The following is a 17302-nucleotide window of genomic DNA, read 5'->3' on the forward strand; positions in this document are numbered from 1 at the left end:
CTAGTCGATGAGTTGCATTCTTACTAAATTGCTTCCGTCGCGTTTTGCCTGATACAGCGCGTCTTCGGCATGAGCCGTGACCTCGTGCATAGCCCGGGGTGACGCGGTAAAGGAAAGGCCGATAGACGCAGTTATCACGAGTTCAGGTAATTCTTGCAGTGGTGGCAGTGTTGCTATGCCGTGGCGAAGGTTTTGAGCTATATCAAACGCCACATGAGGACCTGTTTGCGGCAGTAAAATAAGAAACTCAGCGCTGCTCCACCTGCCTAATATATCCTGTTCTCTTAAATGTTCTGCCAAGTAAGAAACTATCTTGTCGAGAATATCATCGCCTACGCTGCGTCCATGCGCATCAATAATATCTGAAAATTCATCAACGCTGATCAGCATTACGCTCAATGACTTGTGCTCAGCTAACAGGGTTTTATAGATAAGCTGTAAGTTGTCTTTTTCTGGCAGGCGATTGTTGTTGCGGACTACCAGATCTGGCTGCATGTCTTTTCTAAAGTAATAGAGCAAGTTGTAAATCAGCAAGAATAATGAAAATACAACAACCAATAAGGTAACTACACTGAAAATAAAGGCTTGAGAAATTTCTGCCTGGCGATCTTCAAGTGGACTTAATAGAAATACGGTCCACCCAAACTGGTTGAGTTTTACCTCTGCAATAAGGAAATCTTTTTGGTCGATAGTGACGAGCTTATTATTTAAGGCTTGTTCATTTTGAATAACAAGAGGAAGGCTCGCATACCAAGGTAATTCAGATAAATTAGTAAAGTCTGAATAGGAGGCGATTAGGCTAGGGTCGGATGACAACATAATGTCTCCCTGACCGTCAACGAACAAAAAGTCATAGCCATACTCTTGCTTGTAAGTATCGAATATTTCAATAAAGCTACGTAAACTTTTCCCCACGCCGAAAAAGCCTAAGAATCTGCCATCTTCATCGTGAATTTTTATATCGATGTAAAAGTGAGTGTCTTCCCACTTTCCTATGTCGGCCACTGCATCAGCAGGGTAGTCGCGATATTTAAAATACCAGCTAACTTCACCTTCAATAAGATTGATAATGCTACCGTCTGAATTGTACTGCTTTCTATCTGCTTCCGTAGCGATAAAAAACGATAAACCAAATTCATTTTCCAGGCGGTCTAATGTTTTAAACACTGCGTCTCTATCAATGGTTTCCCCATTCATAAGCTCTACCAATTCGGTAGAGTGACCAAGGGCGTCTGATATGTGCAGAGGTTTCAGCAATTGCTCTACAATTAATGAAATTGCAGGCGACAACGACTGCTGTTGCGCGCGGCTTTGCTCGGCAACAATTTTTGAAATACTGAAATGGACAAGTGTTACTATTGCGATAACCACTACCGCAAATAACACCAAAATACTTCTATGTAGTGTACGAAATGTGTTCACAGACTGCGCATGCTCCCTTGCCTGACTGAACCTTACCTAAGAGTGTGAGTATACCCGTTGCAATTATGAACTACTAGGTGGCTCACCGTAAGTTTAGACTAAATAACGAAGCACCTGAGTGCAATCCTATGGTGCCTGTAAAGTTATTTTCTTAATCAGTCGCTGACTTCTTATTTTAGCTTAGCTACACTAAGCGCCGTTTTCATTCTCTTTGCGAAATAAAGAATTATATGGCTTTCTCAGTGGTTGTTTTAGCGGCGGGTAAAGGTACTCGCATGAAGTCTTCGTTACCTAAGGTTTTACACAAGGTAGGCGGCGTACCTATGGTACAGCGCATTATTAATACGGTTAAGTCGCTCGGCGCTGATAACATTCATTTAGTATACGGTCATGGAGGCGACCAGCTAAAGGCAACGGTCGTTGAGGAGAATCTGAACTGGTGCTTGCAGGCCGAGCAGTTAGGAACAGGCCATGCAGTGCAGCAAGCGGCGCCGCATATCAAAGACAATGAAGATGTATTGATTCTTGTGGGAGATGCACCACTAATTCGGGAAGAAACCCTGAGTGCGTTGAAGGCTGTAAAAGAAAACTGCGATTTAGCGCTGCTCACCGTGAACTTAGATGATCCCACAGGCATGGGCCGCATTATTCGCGAAAATGACAATATTACCGCGATAGTCGAGCACAAAGACGCCACTGATGCTCAGCGTGAAATCAAAGAAATAAACACCGGCATGATGATGATGTCTGGCGCTGATCTTAAGCGCTGGTTGGGTAAGTTAAGCAATGATAACGCGCAAGGCGAGTACTACCTCACCGACGTAATTGCAATGGCAGCATCAGAAGGCAAGCGTATCCAGTCTGCTCAGCCTCAATCTGCAGTTGAAGTGGAAGGTGTGAACAACCGGTTACAGTTGGCAAACCTGGAACGCGCACTTCAACGTCGCCAAGCTGACGAATTAATGACTAATGGTGTAACACTCTTAGATCCTGCTCGTTTTGATTTGCGCGGGCAGTTAGATAACGGCAACGATGTTGTTATAGACGTGAACGTTATTGTTGAAGGTAAGGTAACCCTTGGCAACAACGTCATCATTGGCGCTAATTGTATTCTACGCAACTGCACTATCGCCGATAACGCTGTTATAGAGCCAAATTCTATAGTTGAAGAAGCGGACGTTGGAGAGGGGTGCACAGTAGGGCCATACGCCAGACTACGACCAGGCGCCGTTATGCAAAAAAATGCCAAAGTGGGCAACTTTGTTGAAATGAAAAAAGCGGTATTAGGTGAAGGCGCAAAAGCTAACCACCTGACCTATTTGGGCGATGCCGAAGTAGGTGCTAAAGCTAATATCGGTGCAGGTACCATCACCTGTAACTATGATGGCGTGAACAAATCAAAGACAGTGATCGGTGAAAATGCTTTCATCGGCTCGAACTCGTCACTCGTAGCACCTGTAAACATTGGCAAAGGAGCAACAGTGGGGGCGGGGTCGGTCATCACCTCAACGGTAGACGAAGACGCTTTGGCTGTTGCACGTGGTAAACAGCGCAATATTCCGAACTGGCCGCGTCCGACGAAAAAATAAAAGCCCCCTCGCTTTTTAATGGGCTTAACAGAAGTACAAAACATTCTGTTAGCCCATTTCCCCAGCAGTGTTATTTAAAAGCAAACTGGTTTAGCCCGCAATTCAGTCAAAACTATCGTTCCCTCTAGTTTTCACAAGTGCGGTGATGAGAAATAGTGAACCTCTGGCTGATGTATCACTCTATCTTTTTTATAGTGTGTATTCACTTACCTTAAAATCTCACATGGAGCTGCAATGATATCTACTTTACTGGTTGGCTTTGGATTTTCTGCAACCACCTTTCATCTACCCTTTCTCAATTATCTGCCACAGTTTTCTATCGATGTGGTTATTTCATCAAAGCCGGATGCGGTTCAAGCAGTGTTGCCCCACGCAGAAGTCTACAGTTCGTTAGAAGAAGCATTAAAAATTCACGATGTTGATTTAGTGATCATTACCACACCTAATCATCTTCATGGCCAGCAAGCGAGGGTGGCGTTAGTGCACAGTTGTCATGTGTTGGTAGAAAAACCCTTCACATTAAATAGTGAAGAAGCTGAAGCCTTGGTTGACCTTGCTAACACGCAGAATAAACAGCTGTGTGTGTATCATAACAGGCGCTTTGATGGTGACTTTCTTACTATTAAAAAGCTAATTGATGATGGACGTCTTGGTGAAATTAAACGTCTTGAAAGTCGTTTTGATCGTTTTCGCCCTATTCCACGCAACAGGTGGCGTGAAAATTCGGGGCCTGGCAGCGGTATTTTCTGGGATTTGGGCCCCCACTTAATCGACCAAGCTCTGCAGCTTTTTGGCGAGCCGAAAGAAGTGTCGGCAAGCATACAGACATTGCGCGAAAACGGGCAATCAGATGATACATTCGATGTAACGCTTCATTACAGTGACAAAGTTGTGAAGCTAGGTAGCTCAGCTTTCCAGGCGGGGGCAACACTGCGTTACGATTTGCAAGGTACAAAAGGCAGCTTTCGAAAATTCTATTTAGATCCGCAAGAAGACCAATTGCGTGCAGAGCTATCCTTTGACGATAAACACTGGGCGATTACAAAAGATAACGAGCATGGCGTGCTAGTTGTTGCCAATGAAAGCGGCCAGCTAATTGAAGAGACGGTTACAACACTTAAAGGCGAATACCTGACGTTTTTCAATCGCCTTGCTCACGCTATTGAAGACGGTAAGTTCTCACCCGCAGACGCGAGTACGGTAGTACCTGTTATCAAAGTCATTGAGCTAGCCATAAAAGCGAGTGCCCAAAAGGCATCGCTGACGTTTAATTAAACAATTACCTTGACCAATATTTCAATTTAACTTACGATTCTTTCACTTTAAAATTTTAATCTTTCGTTTTGAAAGTTATGAGTTGAGAATAGAAAGCTCTTTGTGGACTATTTTGCAAACCTTTTCCTTAGCTTTTGCACAATTAGGGCAACGCTAACAGGAAGGCTAAATAAGTAGCCCGCACAAGCATCGGGGTTGTATTGAAAAGCAGTAAATCAGTCGAACAGCGCCGCCAGCAGATAGTGGCGTGGGTAACAGAACATGGCCAATCACAAGTTGAAGATTTGGCCGTGCGTTTTGCTACGTCTGAAGTGACCATTCGAAAAGATCTCGCGGCTCTTTCGCAGCAAGGTTTACTGATTCGACAGTTTGGTGGCGCAGTGCCTGTGCCATCCATTACGAACTCAAATGCTGGATCATCTCAACTTATCGCCAATGATCCTTTCACTAATTCAACTGCTAGTCCAGCAATCAATGCTATAGGCCAACTCGCAGTAAGCTTGGTGAAACCAGGCAACAAGTTAGTTATAGATTGCGGCTCTACAACCGCAACAGTGTTGTCCCATTTATCAAATATCGATGACTTAGTGGTGATGACCAATACCCTGTCTACTGCCAATTTTCTTACCCAGTGCGAGAATGAACCTACTGTCCTAATGGTAGGTGGAACCTGGGATGCACAGTCTCAGTCTTTTCAGGGAGCCATGGCTGAACAGTTAGTTAGCGCCTATAGTTTTGATATTGCGTTTATTGGCGCTGCGGGCATAGATGTAGACAGAGGCACTACCACTTTTAACGAGCTAATAGGTGTTACTCGCGCGATGGCCGCGGCGGCCAGTAAGGTGGTGGTATTAGCCAGCTCAAAAAAACTAACCCATAAAATGCCTAATCTAGAGCTGAGCTGGAAAAACATTTCTGTTTTGATCACCGATGAAGGCATTAGTGATGAAGACAAACTTAATATTGAAAATCAGGGCGTGACCGTGCTTATTGCAGCGCCGAGTGGAGAATAATTATGTGTGGAATTGTTGGCGCAGTTGCTGAACGTAACGTGGTAGAAATTCTTTTAGAGGGTTTAAAAAGACTCGAGTATCGCGGCTATGATTCAGCCGGTGTGGCGCTGCTTCAAAACGATGGTACGCTGACGCGTATTCGCCGTACAGGCAAAGTGCAAGAGCTTGCTGATGCGGTAGCAGCAGGCGAAGCTTTGGGAACAACCGGTATTGCACACACCCGTTGGGCGACCCATGGTGGTGTAACTGAAGCAAACGCTCACCCACACTTCTCTGCCGAGCGCGTGGCCGTGGTTCACAACGGCATTATTGAAAACTACGTAAGTTTAAAAGCACAACTAAAAGAAAAAGGCTACACCTTCACCAGCGACACCGACACTGAAACTATTGCGCATACGGTGCATGAAGAGCTTAAATCGGGAAGTACACTCTTAGACGCAGTACAAAGTGCGGTTAAGACATTCCACGGTGCTTACGGCACAGTTATTATGGATAAAGAAGACCCTAGCCGCGTAGTGGTTGCACGTTCTGGAAGCCCGCTTGTAATTGGTTTAGGTCTTGGCGAAAACTTTATTGCTTCGGACCAAATGGCATTATTGCCGGTAACACGCCGTTTTATCTTTTTGGAAGAAGGTGATGTAGCTGAGATTACGCGTAGAGACGTTAAAATATTCGATAAAGGCGGCAACGCCGTTGAGCGCGAAATCATTGAATCGAACATCGAGCACGACGCGGGTGACAAGGCGGGTTACCGCCATTACATGCTTAAGGAAATTCACGAGCAGCCAACGGTTGTGCGCAACGCATTAAAAGACCGTATTGATGAAAACGGACTTACCTCTGATGTATTTGGAAAAGGTGCTGACGAAATATTTAAAAAGGTTAAACACGTTCAAATCATTGCCTGCGGGACTAGCTACCACGCAGGTATGACGGCGCGCTATTGGTTAGAGCAGTACGCCAATGTGTCGTGTAACGTAGAAATTGCATCAGAGTTTCGTTACCGCAAATCGGTAGTGCACCCAAACAGCCTACTTATTACTATTTCTCAATCAGGCGAGACAGCCGATACATTAGCCGCACTTCGCTTAGCGAAAGAGTTGGGCTATATGTCTAGTTTGACCATATGTAATGTTCAGGGCTCGTCATTAGTACGCGAATCTGACCTAGCATTTATGACTCGCGCGGGCGCAGAAATAGGCGTGGCATCTACTAAAGCCTTTACTACACAGCTTGCTGCTTTCCTTATGCTAACCCTTGCATTGGGCAAAGAAAACGGCATGACCGAGTCCGACTGCAAGGCCATTGTTTCTGCACTTCACAGTTTGCCTGCCAAACTTGAAGAGACCCTAGCTATTACAGGCGGTATCGAAGATTTAGCGGAAGAGTTTGCAGACAAAAACCACAGCTTGTTCTTAGGTCGTGGCGACCAATATCCCATTGCTATGGAAGGCGCGCTAAAACTTAAAGAGATTTCTTACATTCACGCTGAAGCCTATGCCTCAGGTGAATTGAAGCACGGCCCTCTTGCGCTAATTGACGACGAAATGCCAGTTATTGTTGTGGCGCCGAATAACGAATTGCTTGAAAAACTTAAATCGAACGTTGAAGAAGTGCGCGCACGTGGCGGTATCATGTATGTATTTGCTGACAAAGATGCGGCGTTTGCAGGGGATGAAACCATGCGCGTTATTGACGTACCGCACTGCGAAGCGGCTATTGCACCTATCATTTATACCTTGCCGCTACAGCTATTGAGCTACTATGTGGCGTTAATTAAGGGCACCGACGTTGACCAGCCTAGAAACTTGGCAAAGTCAGTTACAGTGGAATAGCGCTAAGTTTGAGCACTTTCTAAAAAAAGCGTGAGCCTTCAACTCTTAATTTAATTTTTTATAGCTGGGCTCATATGCAAATGATTGAAAAGGCTTGATATCGATAATATGTCGAAATCAGGCCTTTTTGCTTTTCATGCTTAAGTTTGTATACGTCCTTTTAGCTTAGCTTTTTATCCTTTCGTCGCAATCGCTTCCCAATTCAGCTTACTTCACTTATGTAAATGGTTGTAAATCAGCCGCTGGGTTCATATGTAACTCTTCTAAAGATTTAACACGTTAGCGAGGCACCATGGCTATTCCGTACTCACTGCTAGATTTAGCGCCTATTTCAGAAGGTTTTGGCGTAAAAGACGCATTAAATAACTCAACGCTGATGGCTAAGGAAGCTGAGCGTAGTGGTTATGAACGAGTGTGGTTAGCCGAGCACCACGGTATGCAAGGTGTAGCCAGTTCAGCGACCTCGGTAGTGTTAACGCATATTGCTAATGCTACCTCTACTATCAAAGTGGGTGCCGGTGGCATTATGCTGCCTAACCATTCGCCTTTGGTCATTGCTGAACAATTTGGCACCTTGGCTGAATTATTTCCCAATCGGATAGAGCTTGGACTAGGTCGCGCACCAGGTACTGATATGGCAACTGCACGAGCGCTTCGTCGTAACCTACAGAGCGATGTAGATAGCTATCCAGAAGATATTCGGGAACTTCAGCATTACCTTGGTACCCCGGAAGAAGGGCAGCCAATTGTTGCAGTGCCTGGAGCGAATACCCACGTGCCTTTATGGTTACTTGGCTCAAGCCTATACAGTGCACAGGTGGCGGCAAAAATGGGGCTGCCTTATTCATTTGCTTCCCACTTTGCGCCCGATGCCTTATTTGATGCCCTCCACGTGTATCGCAACATGTTTAAACCTTCGTCCCAATTATCAGCACCAAAGGCCATGGCAGGTGTAATGGTGGTGATTGCTGAAACTGACGAGGAGGCGGAATGGCTATTCACGTCGGTAAAACAGCAATTTATGAACATGCGACGTGGCCTTAACAAGCCGTTTGCCAAGCCTATGCATAACTTCAACGAGTATTGCACGGCGACGGATGAAGCTATGCTATCAAGTGTATTGAGATATGCGTTAGTAGGCTCAAAGGAAACGGTAAAAACAAAGCTCAACAAGTTTATAGAAGCGACACAAATTGATGAAATTATCGTGTCTATGCCTATTTACGACATAAATGCTCGATTGCTTAGCGTTAAGACTTTTGCGGAGTTAGCTGGCTAGGACGTGATATCACCAGTTCAGAATAATTGGCTATAACTTCTTCTATGCATTGCTGTCGAATAACCTTATGATACTACTTTAGTATTAATTTCTCGGGTAGTTATAGCAGGTCGTAGAGAATGACAAGGATCATAGCTTTCACTTTATATGCTTTTTTTTCATTGTCGCTGAGCACTGGCTTAGTGCTGGCAAAAGAAGTGTATAACGTTGTTATAATTGAGACTTTGCCCGTTCCTATTGTAACCGAGTCACGCATTGCGTTTGAAAAAGAGTTGGCCCGTATTATGCCCAACCATGACATTAACGTGACGGCCTACGACGCAGAGGGCTCCGAGCTTCGCGCCAAGGCAATACTCGCCGATTTAGCTAAAGAGCCTACCCCCGATTTAATGGTGTCTGTCGCTACGCTCGCTACCCGGGCGCTTAATGCGTCTAGCGAATTTCTTGAAGTTCCAAAACTCTTTATGGCGGTTTCTTCACCAGTTGAAGAAGGTATTGTGCCGGTTATCGGCGCAAGCAGCGATCGCAATATAACGGGTGAGTCACACGTACTCGACGCAAAAGTGAAACTGGATATGCTGGAAGGGGTGCTTAGAGCCTCTGATCAAAATAAGCCTTTAACCATTGGGCTAATTCACTCAATGTATCCATCTTCAAGCAACTTGGTAAATCAACTGCTTGCGCTTAACGGAAACTATAAGCAGATTAATTTGGTTGCTGTCAGCACCCCTTATTTAGAGGGCGATGAAGGGCTCGTGGCGATGACCGATAATATTGTTGAAAAACTGCAACAAAACGAAGACAAGTTAGACGGTTATTGGCTATCTTCAGGGCCGCTCGCTGAAGCAAATGGGCTGGTGGCTAAAGTAAAAGAAAAAACAGGTTTATTTCCTTTATTTGCAGAGAGTATTTCATCCGTCAAAGAGGGGGCGCTCATTGGAGTGGTATCCGAGCCAGTTAGTATTGGGAAATCAGCGGCAAGAAAAGCTAAGTTGATACTTGAGAACAGTTCGGCGAAAGATATGCCTGTTGGAAAAATGGATACGTATACGGTGGCAGTAAATGTTTCTACAGCAATAAAACTACAGCTACCGATCCCTTCAAATTACCTCAAACTCGCAAAAAAACACGTCTATCAGTAGGGTCAAATAAAAAGTTAATATGCGGATTAAAACGAAACTATTGATGATATACATTCCAATATTGCTAATTGGAATGGCAGTGACAGGCTACTGGGCTTACTTAACAGCCTATGATTCCGTTCGTGAACGAGAGTATCAGCTTCTTACTCAAACACTCACATTGAACGTTATGGAAATCATAAACGAACGACGTGAATTACTTATTGAGTCAGGTCTTGAAAACGTGCCTGTGTTCAGGGATGCCTATCAAAAAGAGGTATTTGAAGAACTTAAGTCCTTACAGCAGGCAACCAACCGACACTTTGCGATAAGTGATAGAAGTACCGAAACCCTTGTTTTTAGCACGATGAAGGCCCCTGTATTGCTAAATGTCGAGGGCGCCAGCATGGCCACCATTGCCAATCGCACCGTGGCGTTTGGTGAGTCTAACGTTAATGACATGGATGTACTTTTTGCGTGTTCAGAGTTCAATCCGTGGAACTGGAAGGTGACGGTTTTACAGCCAGCTGAACCTTTGCAGTCTTCTTTGTTTACTATAGCCTGGCTCACCGTTCTCGTTACGCTGTTTGCCGTTGTCACTGTAAGCCTCCTTATGGGGCGCGTAACCCAGATTTTAGTTGTGTCGCCCATTGAAAAAATTAAATCGGCCGCTAGCCGAATCGCGGTAGATCATAAAAAAGTCACCATCGATTTACAGCAAAACGATGAACTCGGAGGCCTTGCACGGGATGTTGAGGCAATGTCTGGTGAAATAGAGCAGTATGTCGCTCAAGCGCAGCAGGCGAATAGAGCAAAAACCGATTTTCTTGCTGTGATGAGTCACGAAATTCGTACTCCACTAAACGGCATTCAAGGGTTAGCAGCATTGCTGTTAGAAACGCCGCTTTCAGAGAAGCAACATCAATATGCAAGTGATTTGAAGTCTTCAGCGTCTATTCTCGCAACGGTCATAAACGATGTACTGGATTTGTCTAAAATTGAGTCTGGCATGTCGGAAGTGGACGTTACTGAGTTTGACCTCAACGTTATGCTTAACGAACTGATCACATTACTTGGGACTAATGCCAGCAGTAATAATACCCGTTTGGTATATACAAGTAAGAACCTTGAGTCTGTGGCGGTTACGAGTGATATCACCAAGCTTCGTCAAATTATTATTAATCTTGTAAGCAATGCCATCAAGTTCACACATAAAGGTACGGTGAGGATTACCGCAAAGCTTAAACAGCCGTCAACGGAAACTGTGGGTGCGAACCGTTTGGTTATTGCGGTAAAAGATAGTGGTATTGGCATCGAGCCAGATAGGTTAGAACACATTTTTGATAAGTTCACACAATCTGATTCATCGATTACCCGAGAATACGGGGGGACAGGTCTTGGGCTTGCCATAGCAAGACAGCTCGCTCAGCTACTAGGTGGAGACATCAAAGTCGTAAGCAAGGTAGGCGAAGGCTCGTGTTTTACCGTTACAGCCAACGTACAGTCTCGCTTAAAAGTTGAGTCATCAACAGATTCAGTCTTGGTAAAAAAGGCTCGTGATGCAAGCTTACCATCGGGATTGAAAGTATTACTGGCAGAAGATAACGCGATTAATGCAGTAGTAGCACAAGCGCTTCTAGAGCAACTCAATTGTATAGTAGAGCACGTTGACAATGGGCTGAAAGCGGCTGCACGGGTTGAAGAAGGTGGCATTGACGTAGTCTTTATGGATGTTCACATGCCAGTAATGGATGGAATAGAAGCCACAAAGCGCATTCGCAAATTAAATGGCGACTTAGGCCAAACGCCGGTGATAGGTTTGACTGCAGAAGCGTTCAAAGAGCGTCATATAGTATTTAAGGCGGCAGGAATGGACGACATTGTAACTAAACCTGTTACTGTTGAAGCGTTACAAGAAAGCTTGGTAAAACTGGCGCTTAAGCAAGATGTCACTGATAATAAGTAGAGTTACTGAGTGTCTTTGTAGATTTCATAAGTGAATGAACGCTTAATGAATAGAGCGCTTAGGTCTACATTCAATCTTGATGCATAGGATGGCGTGTGCGTTTTAATAAACCAAGTGAATTGAGGCGTTTGCGAATTGCGCTCATAATCGGCGCTGTACTCGTGCTCGTCTTCATGGCCGCTGACTTGTTGCTATTGCCAAGCTCCATGTATCAATTGTACATTTTTGACCGCTTACTTATCCAATTTCCAATCATACTTACAGTCATAGCGATATCCTATTGGCGCAAGTTTATCCAATATAGGGCTATTGTCTTTGCAACATTGCTTGTCGCTCTTTCATACAGCAATTATTGGCTCATTTGGGTATGTTGGACTGAGCATGATTTTATTTTTCCCTACGAGGGGACTATCTTATATGCCTTCTTTTGTGTTTTTGCGCTCGGTATTCCCTTTAAACTGGCGATAACCGTTAACCTGGTTAATATCCTGGGTTTCCTTGGCCTAATGTGGGTAGCGCCTGTTTACGGCGATAGAGTGCCAATTTCTGCAGCATTCGTGTCAGGGTCGCTATTTATTTCTGTATATGCTCGCTACCGTTTAGACCGAAGTGTGCAAATGCTGAAACAAACGAACGATAGATTGCTTAAGCTAAGTAAATACGACCCGCTCTCTGACTTACTGAATCGACGTGCTTTAAGAGAGCAAAGCGAAAAACTGTTGGCATTAAGTAAACGGCACAAGGTTTCAATGGCAGTATTGATGCTCGACTTAGACGATTTCAAAAAGTACAACGATGCTTTTGGCCATCAGCAGGGTGATGAAGCAATAAAAATACAGGCGCGCATCATGAAGCAGGTATTTAAGCGGGATACCGATATACTGGGGCGATATGGCGGCGAAGAGTTTATTATCGTGCTAAGCGATATCAAAAAAGACCAAGTGGCGAAGCACTGTCAGGCGCTTTTAAATGAATGGGAAGAAGCAGCGTTGCAACACGCACAAGATGCTAAGCACCCGTTTGTAAGTTGTTCGATTGGTGTGGTGTTTGCGAAGTCTGTTAATAATTGCTCCATCGACTGGCTTATCGATAAAGCGGATAAAGCGCTTTATGACGCTAAGGAAAGAGGTAAAGCCCAGTTCGTATTAACAGAGGCCTAATATTACAGAAAAAGGGGCGAAACGACGTGCGCCACGCCCTCCAATTCTATTGCCCGTGCTTACTAAAGCTTTACAATCATTTTGCCGGTATTTTTACCTTCGAAAAGCATGTTTAAGCCTTTCTCAGCATTTTCTAAACCTTCTATCGTATGTGCGCGGTACTTAATTTTACCTTGCTGTACGTAAGGCGTGAGCTTTTGTAATAGCTGAGGAATTTCACCCCAGTGATCAGGCATAGCAAACCCGCGGATATTGATACGTTTTTTAATTAATGGGATCCAGTTCGGACCCGGTGAAGGTTCTTCGGACTGATAATCAGCAATCATGCCGCACACAACAATACGGCCATGAGCGTTCATTCTGTTAAAGATGTGATGTTGAATAGGGCCGCCCGTGTTTTCAAAGAAAACATCAATTTTATCAGGGGTCAGTTCGGCTAGCTTTTCTTCCAGATCATCTTTTTTGTAGTTAATCGCGCCGTCAAAGCCTAACTCATTTACAATCCAGTCCGCTTTTTCATCACTACCGACTACACCTATAACACGTAAGCCGTCAGCTTTTGCAAGCTGCCCTACCATCGAACCAACCGAGCCTGCTGCACCTGTAACTATAAGTGTTTCGCCTTCTTTAGGCTCGCCAAAATTATAAAGCCCTGTGGTGGCAGTTAAACCCGGCAATGCAAACACACATAGCGCCATTTCTTCAGTCACACCATCCTGTAGCTTATTGAATCCAGAACCGTCACTGAGTACATACTCGCTCCAGCCTGTCATACCCATAACTTTATCGCCAACAGAGAAATCAGGGTTTTTTGACTCTACAACTTCACCCACACCGCTCGAACGCATTACATCGCCAAGTTCTACTGGAGGAATATAGCTTTCTCTGTCTTCGCTCATCCAACCAAGCATTGCGGGGTCTAACGACATGTGCGTTTGCTTTATCAGAATTAGCCCGTCCTTCACAGAAGGAACGTCTAACTCTTTGGTTTCAAAAAGGTGAGGGCCAATCTTCCGATCGTTGGGACGTTGAACCAGCGTTATTGCTTTGTACGTTGACATTGTATCCTCCAGTAACAATTAAAAAGTGTCTGCCTTCTTGGCATATTAAGTTACACCGCACCAGTTTGTTGGCGCTATCACTTACTTAGTAAAGGGTGGGGCTTGCTGGAACTAACTCAACCGTTCAAGCCACTTTTTCATGAATTTGAATTAAATATTAGATTAGTTCCAATGGTTGTTAGTGATAATTGCAAAAAACTATTAACAATATTGTGATCTTATATTAACTGTGGGTTTTCAATTTTGTTTATAAATGCGGCGAAAATGTCGCTATAATTGTAAAAAATGCGATAAAAGTGCGTAAATAACGTTTACTTGCATTGAACAAAACTACTCAGATCCGTAGAATGCCTGCTGCAATTTTCCCCTATTACAATGAGTATCTTATGAAGCAACAGTTTTCTTTACGTGCCTCAGTTTGCCTAGCGCTTGCTACTTTAGCCTCTTCTTCAGCGCTGGCAGCTGGTTTCCAAGTTAATGAACACAGCGCAAACGGTCTAGGCCGCGCAATGGCTGGTCAGGCGGCAAAGCCAGAGAATGCCTCTATTTTAGCAACCAACCCTGCGGCAATTGGTGTATTTAAAGAAGCTGAATTCAGTGCATCGGCAAGCTTTATCGACCCGAATGTAGATATCAATGGTGCAGTTACTTATAACCTCGGCGGCAATACCGTTGGCGGCGGTGCAGCGCAAGAAGACAATATCGCTGATACAGCTATCGTCCCTGGTTTCTTCTATGTCTCGCCTATCAACGATAAACTGTCTGCAGGTGTTGGAGTTTTCACTACTTATGGTCTTCGTTCAGATTACTCAGATGACTTCGGAGCCCTTCATTTTGCCGACACAGCAGAAGTGAAAACCGTAACGGTAAACCCAGCGGTTTCGTATAAAGTAAACAAGCAACTTATGGTTGGCTTTGGTTTGAATATTACATATGCGGAAGCCGAAATTGGCTCTGGCGTTTCAAACACTCTTGTTGACACCTTGGTTGATTTAGCGCCAAGCGCTGAAGCGCTTGGTGTTACCTTGCCACAGCTTACTGCTGGTAATTCGTTGTTTAGCATGGAAGGTGATGATATTGGCTTCGGTTGGAACGCCGGTGTTTTCTGGCAGCCAACTGACATGACTAATATTGCGCTTTCATACCGTGCTGAAACAAAATTAGAGCTTGAAGGTGCAGTATCTTCAGAAACGCCTATTTTTCCTATTAATCTTAACCAGCCTGGTAGCCTTGACCTGAATCTTGCTGCTATTACTGAATTAGCGGTTGACCAGAAAATCGATAACCAATGGTCTGTGCAAGCGAGCTTAACGTTTACCGATTGGAGTACGTTTGAGAAGCTTGAAGCCAACCTGGAAGATGGCGTCGATTTCTTAATCAAAGAAGAAAACTTCGATGATTCATGGCGCGCAGCGCTTGGTGTTACTTACATTCTAAACGATGAAATTACCCTTCGTGCTGGCTATGCTTACGACGATGGAGTGGTTTCGGTAGAAAACCGCTCGCTAAGTATTCCAGATACTGACCGTCACTGGTTCTCTGGTGGTATGACTTACACCATGAGTGAAGACACTTCAATTGATGTGGCTTACGTATTTATTGATGGCCGTGAAGCAAACATCAATAAAGACAGAACTATTTTGAGTAACGTTCTTCCTAGTACAGACTTCACTACTAACTTCACAGGTACACAGTCTGCGACTGCACATATTCTTAGTGTTCAGCTTAATACACGTTTCTAATTAGAAGCGTTGTTCATAAAAATGGCAGCTTGAACGCTGCCATTTTTGTTTGAGCTACCAGGCTAACCCTTGCAATAGCTTGTCGAAGTAATTAAAACTGATGCTTAAATTTGCGCAAACAAGTCTTGTAGACAAGTAATTGCAGCACTGATTTTTGCAGGCATTAAATCTCGCTTTGGCGTTACTGCATAAACCGTGTAATCAGGCAGCGTCCAATCGGCAAAGAGTTGTTTCATACCGCCAGATTTCAAAAGATGCCTCACTTCTGGTTCTGGCAGCACTGCATAACCTAATCCATCTTGAGTGAGCTTAATCAGCGTTTGCATCGAGTTTACATCAATACGCTGTGTATCGAGTTCATAGTCGCCATTGTCTTTGTGAACCATCACGTAATCTTCGATATGTCGATGAGCAATATAAGCGTGACTAACGAGTTGCTCAGGGCTTGAAAGATTAGTATTCGCTAACGGATGCTCTGCAGATACGCACAAAATACGCTTCCACGTAGCTAGCTCTAAACTACTGAAATTAGTGTCAGAAACAGGGGCGAAGCAAAGAACGAGATCGGCGCTTGAAGCAATAATATCTTTGGGTTCATCGGTAACGGTAAGCGAGATGGTTATTTTCGGAAATTCTTCGCAAAGCTTCTTTAATGGTTCACTAAGTAAGCCGCCGCCAAAACCTTCTGGCGCAATAATATTGATTTTTCCGGTAGGGTCGTCTTGAAGGCTTTCTATCTTTTGCTGGGCAAGTTCTGCGGTTTGCAGCATTTGCTTGCTAGTCTCGTAGTAGATGCGCCCCGCTTCGGTTAGGCTCAAACTTCGCGTATTTCGATTGAATAGGCTAAGGCCAATATCATGCTCTAGTTTTCTTAATTGCTGGCTAATTGCAGAGACCGTCATGTGAAGTTCTCGCGCGGCTACACTCATGCTTCCGCTGTCTGTTACTGCGGTAAATACCTGAAGGGAGCGAAGTAATTTAGTATTCATGGCGCAGTTTAATCCTTTCGATTGGCCGTAAACTTATGAGTGAACATTTGTAGCAAATTAACGATGTAAGAGGGCGAATTCTATCTTATTTAATGGTTAATGATCGTTTTTACGTTAGCTTTTACTCAAAACTTACGTTTAAAACTTCAGCGCTTCACAGCGAAGTAAGCGATAACACTCCATATAGCAAAGAGGCGGGTTCAGACAATAAACCCGCTTATCTGGCCCGGCCTTTTACTTATTCTATAATCACCAGTTTTCAAGAGTGGGCAGTAATATTATCGAATGGTCCTGACCATGTTGATGGTGTTTGTTGCTAGCTTTACTTCAACGAGGAACACGATAAGTGCACTGATTAGAAACATCATTGCCAAAATGAACAAAACAATAATGGGTGTTTTAAGATCAACCACCCAAAGCGAGCCTGAGAACAAGGCCATGATCACAGTGCACACTAAGAGCGCTGAAGCTACACAAAGGCCAATAGCCCAGTTAATGACTTTCACCCTGCGCCACAGTACTTTAATTTCTTTTTTAGAGCGGTCTACGATGTGTGGGTCTGACAGGGTATGAATTTGTCGCTCTGCCACTCTGACCCGGTCAGATATGCGCCCCAATCGCGACGACATTACGTTAAGAAAACCCGCAATACCGGTAAGCAAAAACACAGGCGCAACGGCAAATTCGATAAGTTGTGAAAGGCTAGGTATAAGTGTGTCCAACAATTTCTCCAGTCAGCTAGGCAAATTAAAATTGATTTGATTTAACAAACGTTTTTGCCTCTGCCCAATCGTAAAGTCATATGAAAGTTTCATTTCAATGCACTTGTTGAAGAGCAGCTTGTGTAGAG

At 44.2% G+C, this 17302-nt stretch carries 13 protein-coding genes; 9 read left to right on the forward strand and 4 right to left on the reverse strand.

All coding sequences use genetic code 11. The features are described from left to right. Complete coding sequence (locus C6Y39_RS17835; RefSeq protein ID WP_105932561.1) at window positions 1-1422, reverse strand: sensor domain-containing diguanylate cyclase; 1422 nt, start codon at window positions 1420-1422, stop codon at window positions 1-3. A gap of 230 nt (window positions 1423-1652) precedes the next feature. Between C6Y39_RS17835 and glmU the strand changes: the two genes are divergently transcribed. The 8 genes from glmU (at window position 1653) to C6Y39_RS17875 (ending at window position 12660) form a co-directional block, all read left to right on the forward strand. After that, window positions 1653-3011 carry a bifunctional UDP-N-acetylglucosamine diphosphorylase/glucosamine-1-phosphate N-acetyltransferase GlmU gene (glmU, locus tag C6Y39_RS17840; protein ID WP_105932562.1) on the forward strand — a complete coding sequence of 453 codons (1359 nt, stop codon included), beginning with the start codon at window positions 1653-1655 and terminating at the stop codon, window positions 3009-3011. A gap of 234 nt (window positions 3012-3245) precedes the next feature. After that, on the forward strand, window positions 3246-4286 hold the full coding sequence (locus C6Y39_RS17845) for a Gfo/Idh/MocA family oxidoreductase (RefSeq protein ID WP_105932563.1): 1041 nt from the start codon (window positions 3246-3248) through the stop codon (window positions 4284-4286). Window positions 4287-4486: 200 nt separating this feature from the next. Further along, entirely contained in the window at window positions 4487-5299 is an 813-nt protein-coding gene (locus C6Y39_RS17850; RefSeq protein ID WP_105932564.1) for a DeoR/GlpR family DNA-binding transcription regulator, read from the forward strand. Window positions 5300-5301: 2 nt separating this feature from the next. Further along, a complete protein-coding gene (glmS, locus tag C6Y39_RS17855) occupies window positions 5302-7134 on the forward strand; it encodes a glutamine--fructose-6-phosphate transaminase (isomerizing) (protein ID WP_105932565.1) in 1833 nt (610 codons plus the stop codon). Window positions 7135-7426: 292 nt separating this feature from the next. Further along, the gene (locus tag C6Y39_RS17860) at window positions 7427-8413 is read left to right on the forward strand and encodes an LLM class flavin-dependent oxidoreductase (protein ID WP_105932566.1); all 987 of its coding nucleotides are present in this window, start codon (window positions 7427-7429) and stop codon (window positions 8411-8413) included. A 119-nt stretch (window positions 8414-8532) separates the two neighbouring features. Next, complete coding sequence (locus tag C6Y39_RS17865; RefSeq protein ID WP_105932567.1) at window positions 8533-9555, forward strand: ABC transporter substrate-binding protein; 1023 nt, start codon at window positions 8533-8535, stop codon at window positions 9553-9555. Window positions 9556-9574: 19 nt separating this feature from the next. Next, window positions 9575-11500 carry an ATP-binding protein gene (locus C6Y39_RS17870; protein ID WP_105932568.1) on the forward strand — a complete coding sequence of 642 codons (1926 nt, stop codon included), beginning with the start codon at window positions 9575-9577 and terminating at the stop codon, window positions 11498-11500. Window positions 11501-11595: 95 nt separating this feature from the next. Beyond that, the gene (locus C6Y39_RS17875; protein ID WP_105932569.1) at window positions 11596-12660 is read left to right on the forward strand and encodes a GGDEF domain-containing protein; all 1065 of its coding nucleotides are present in this window, start codon (window positions 11596-11598) and stop codon (window positions 12658-12660) included. Between the two features lie 62 nt (window positions 12661-12722). On the opposite strand, the gene C6Y39_RS17880 is transcribed toward C6Y39_RS17875, so the two are convergent. Further along, entirely contained in the window at window positions 12723-13721 is a 999-nt protein-coding gene (locus C6Y39_RS17880; protein ID WP_105932570.1) for an NADP-dependent oxidoreductase, read from the reverse strand. 386 nt (window positions 13722-14107) lie between these two features. Here C6Y39_RS17880 and C6Y39_RS17885 point away from each other — a divergent pair, with 386 nt between their 5' ends. Beyond that, complete coding sequence (locus C6Y39_RS17885; RefSeq protein WP_105932722.1) at window positions 14108-15463, forward strand: OmpP1/FadL family transporter; 1356 nt, start codon at window positions 14108-14110, stop codon at window positions 15461-15463. A gap of 104 nt (window positions 15464-15567) precedes the next feature. Here C6Y39_RS17885 and C6Y39_RS17890 read toward each other — a convergent pair whose 3' ends face one another. Together C6Y39_RS17890 and C6Y39_RS17895 are read right to left on the reverse strand one after the other, a co-directional pair. After that, complete coding sequence (locus tag C6Y39_RS17890; protein WP_105932571.1) at window positions 15568-16452, reverse strand: LysR family transcriptional regulator; 885 nt, start codon at window positions 16450-16452, stop codon at window positions 15568-15570. A gap of 278 nt (window positions 16453-16730) precedes the next feature. Continuing rightward, on the reverse strand, window positions 16731-17174 hold the full coding sequence (locus C6Y39_RS17895) for a DUF2721 domain-containing protein (protein ID WP_105932572.1): 444 nt from the start codon (window positions 17172-17174) through the stop codon (window positions 16731-16733). Window positions 17175-17302 lie beyond the last annotated feature (128 nt).

The organism is Alteromonas gracilis, assembly GCF_002993325.1.
Lineage (GTDB): Bacteria > Pseudomonadota > Gammaproteobacteria > Enterobacterales > Alteromonadaceae > Alteromonas > Alteromonas gracilis.

What these genes read in the sequence shown, in the direction of transcription:
- glmU (WP_105932562.1), top strand. Translation starts at nt 1,653, where the DNA reads ATGGCTTTCTCAGTGGTTGTTTTAGCGGCGGGTAAAGGTACTCGCATG.
- C6Y39_RS17845 (WP_105932563.1), top strand. Translation starts at nt 3,246, where the DNA reads ATGATATCTACTTTACTGGTTGGCTTTGGATTTTCTGCAACCACCTTT.
- glmS (WP_105932565.1), top strand. Translation starts at nt 5,302, where the DNA reads ATGTGTGGAATTGTTGGCGCAGTTGCTGAACGTAACGTGGTAGAAATT.
- C6Y39_RS17860 (WP_105932566.1), top strand. Translation starts at nt 7,427, where the DNA reads ATGGCTATTCCGTACTCACTGCTAGATTTAGCGCCTATTTCAGAAGGT.
- C6Y39_RS17865 (WP_105932567.1), top strand. Translation starts at nt 8,533, where the DNA reads ATGACAAGGATCATAGCTTTCACTTTATATGCTTTTTTTTCATTGTCG.
- C6Y39_RS17870 (WP_105932568.1), top strand. Translation starts at nt 9,575, where the DNA reads ATGCGGATTAAAACGAAACTATTGATGATATACATTCCAATATTGCTA.
- C6Y39_RS17880 (WP_105932570.1), bottom strand. Translation starts at nt 13,721, where the DNA reads ATGTCAACGTACAAAGCAATAACGCTGGTTCAACGTCCCAACGATCGG.
- C6Y39_RS17885 (WP_105932722.1), top strand. Translation starts at nt 14,108, where the DNA reads ATGAAGCAACAGTTTTCTTTACGTGCCTCAGTTTGCCTAGCGCTTGCT.
- C6Y39_RS17890 (WP_105932571.1), bottom strand. Translation starts at nt 16,452, where the DNA reads ATGAATACTAAATTACTTCGCTCCCTTCAGGTATTTACCGCAGTAACA.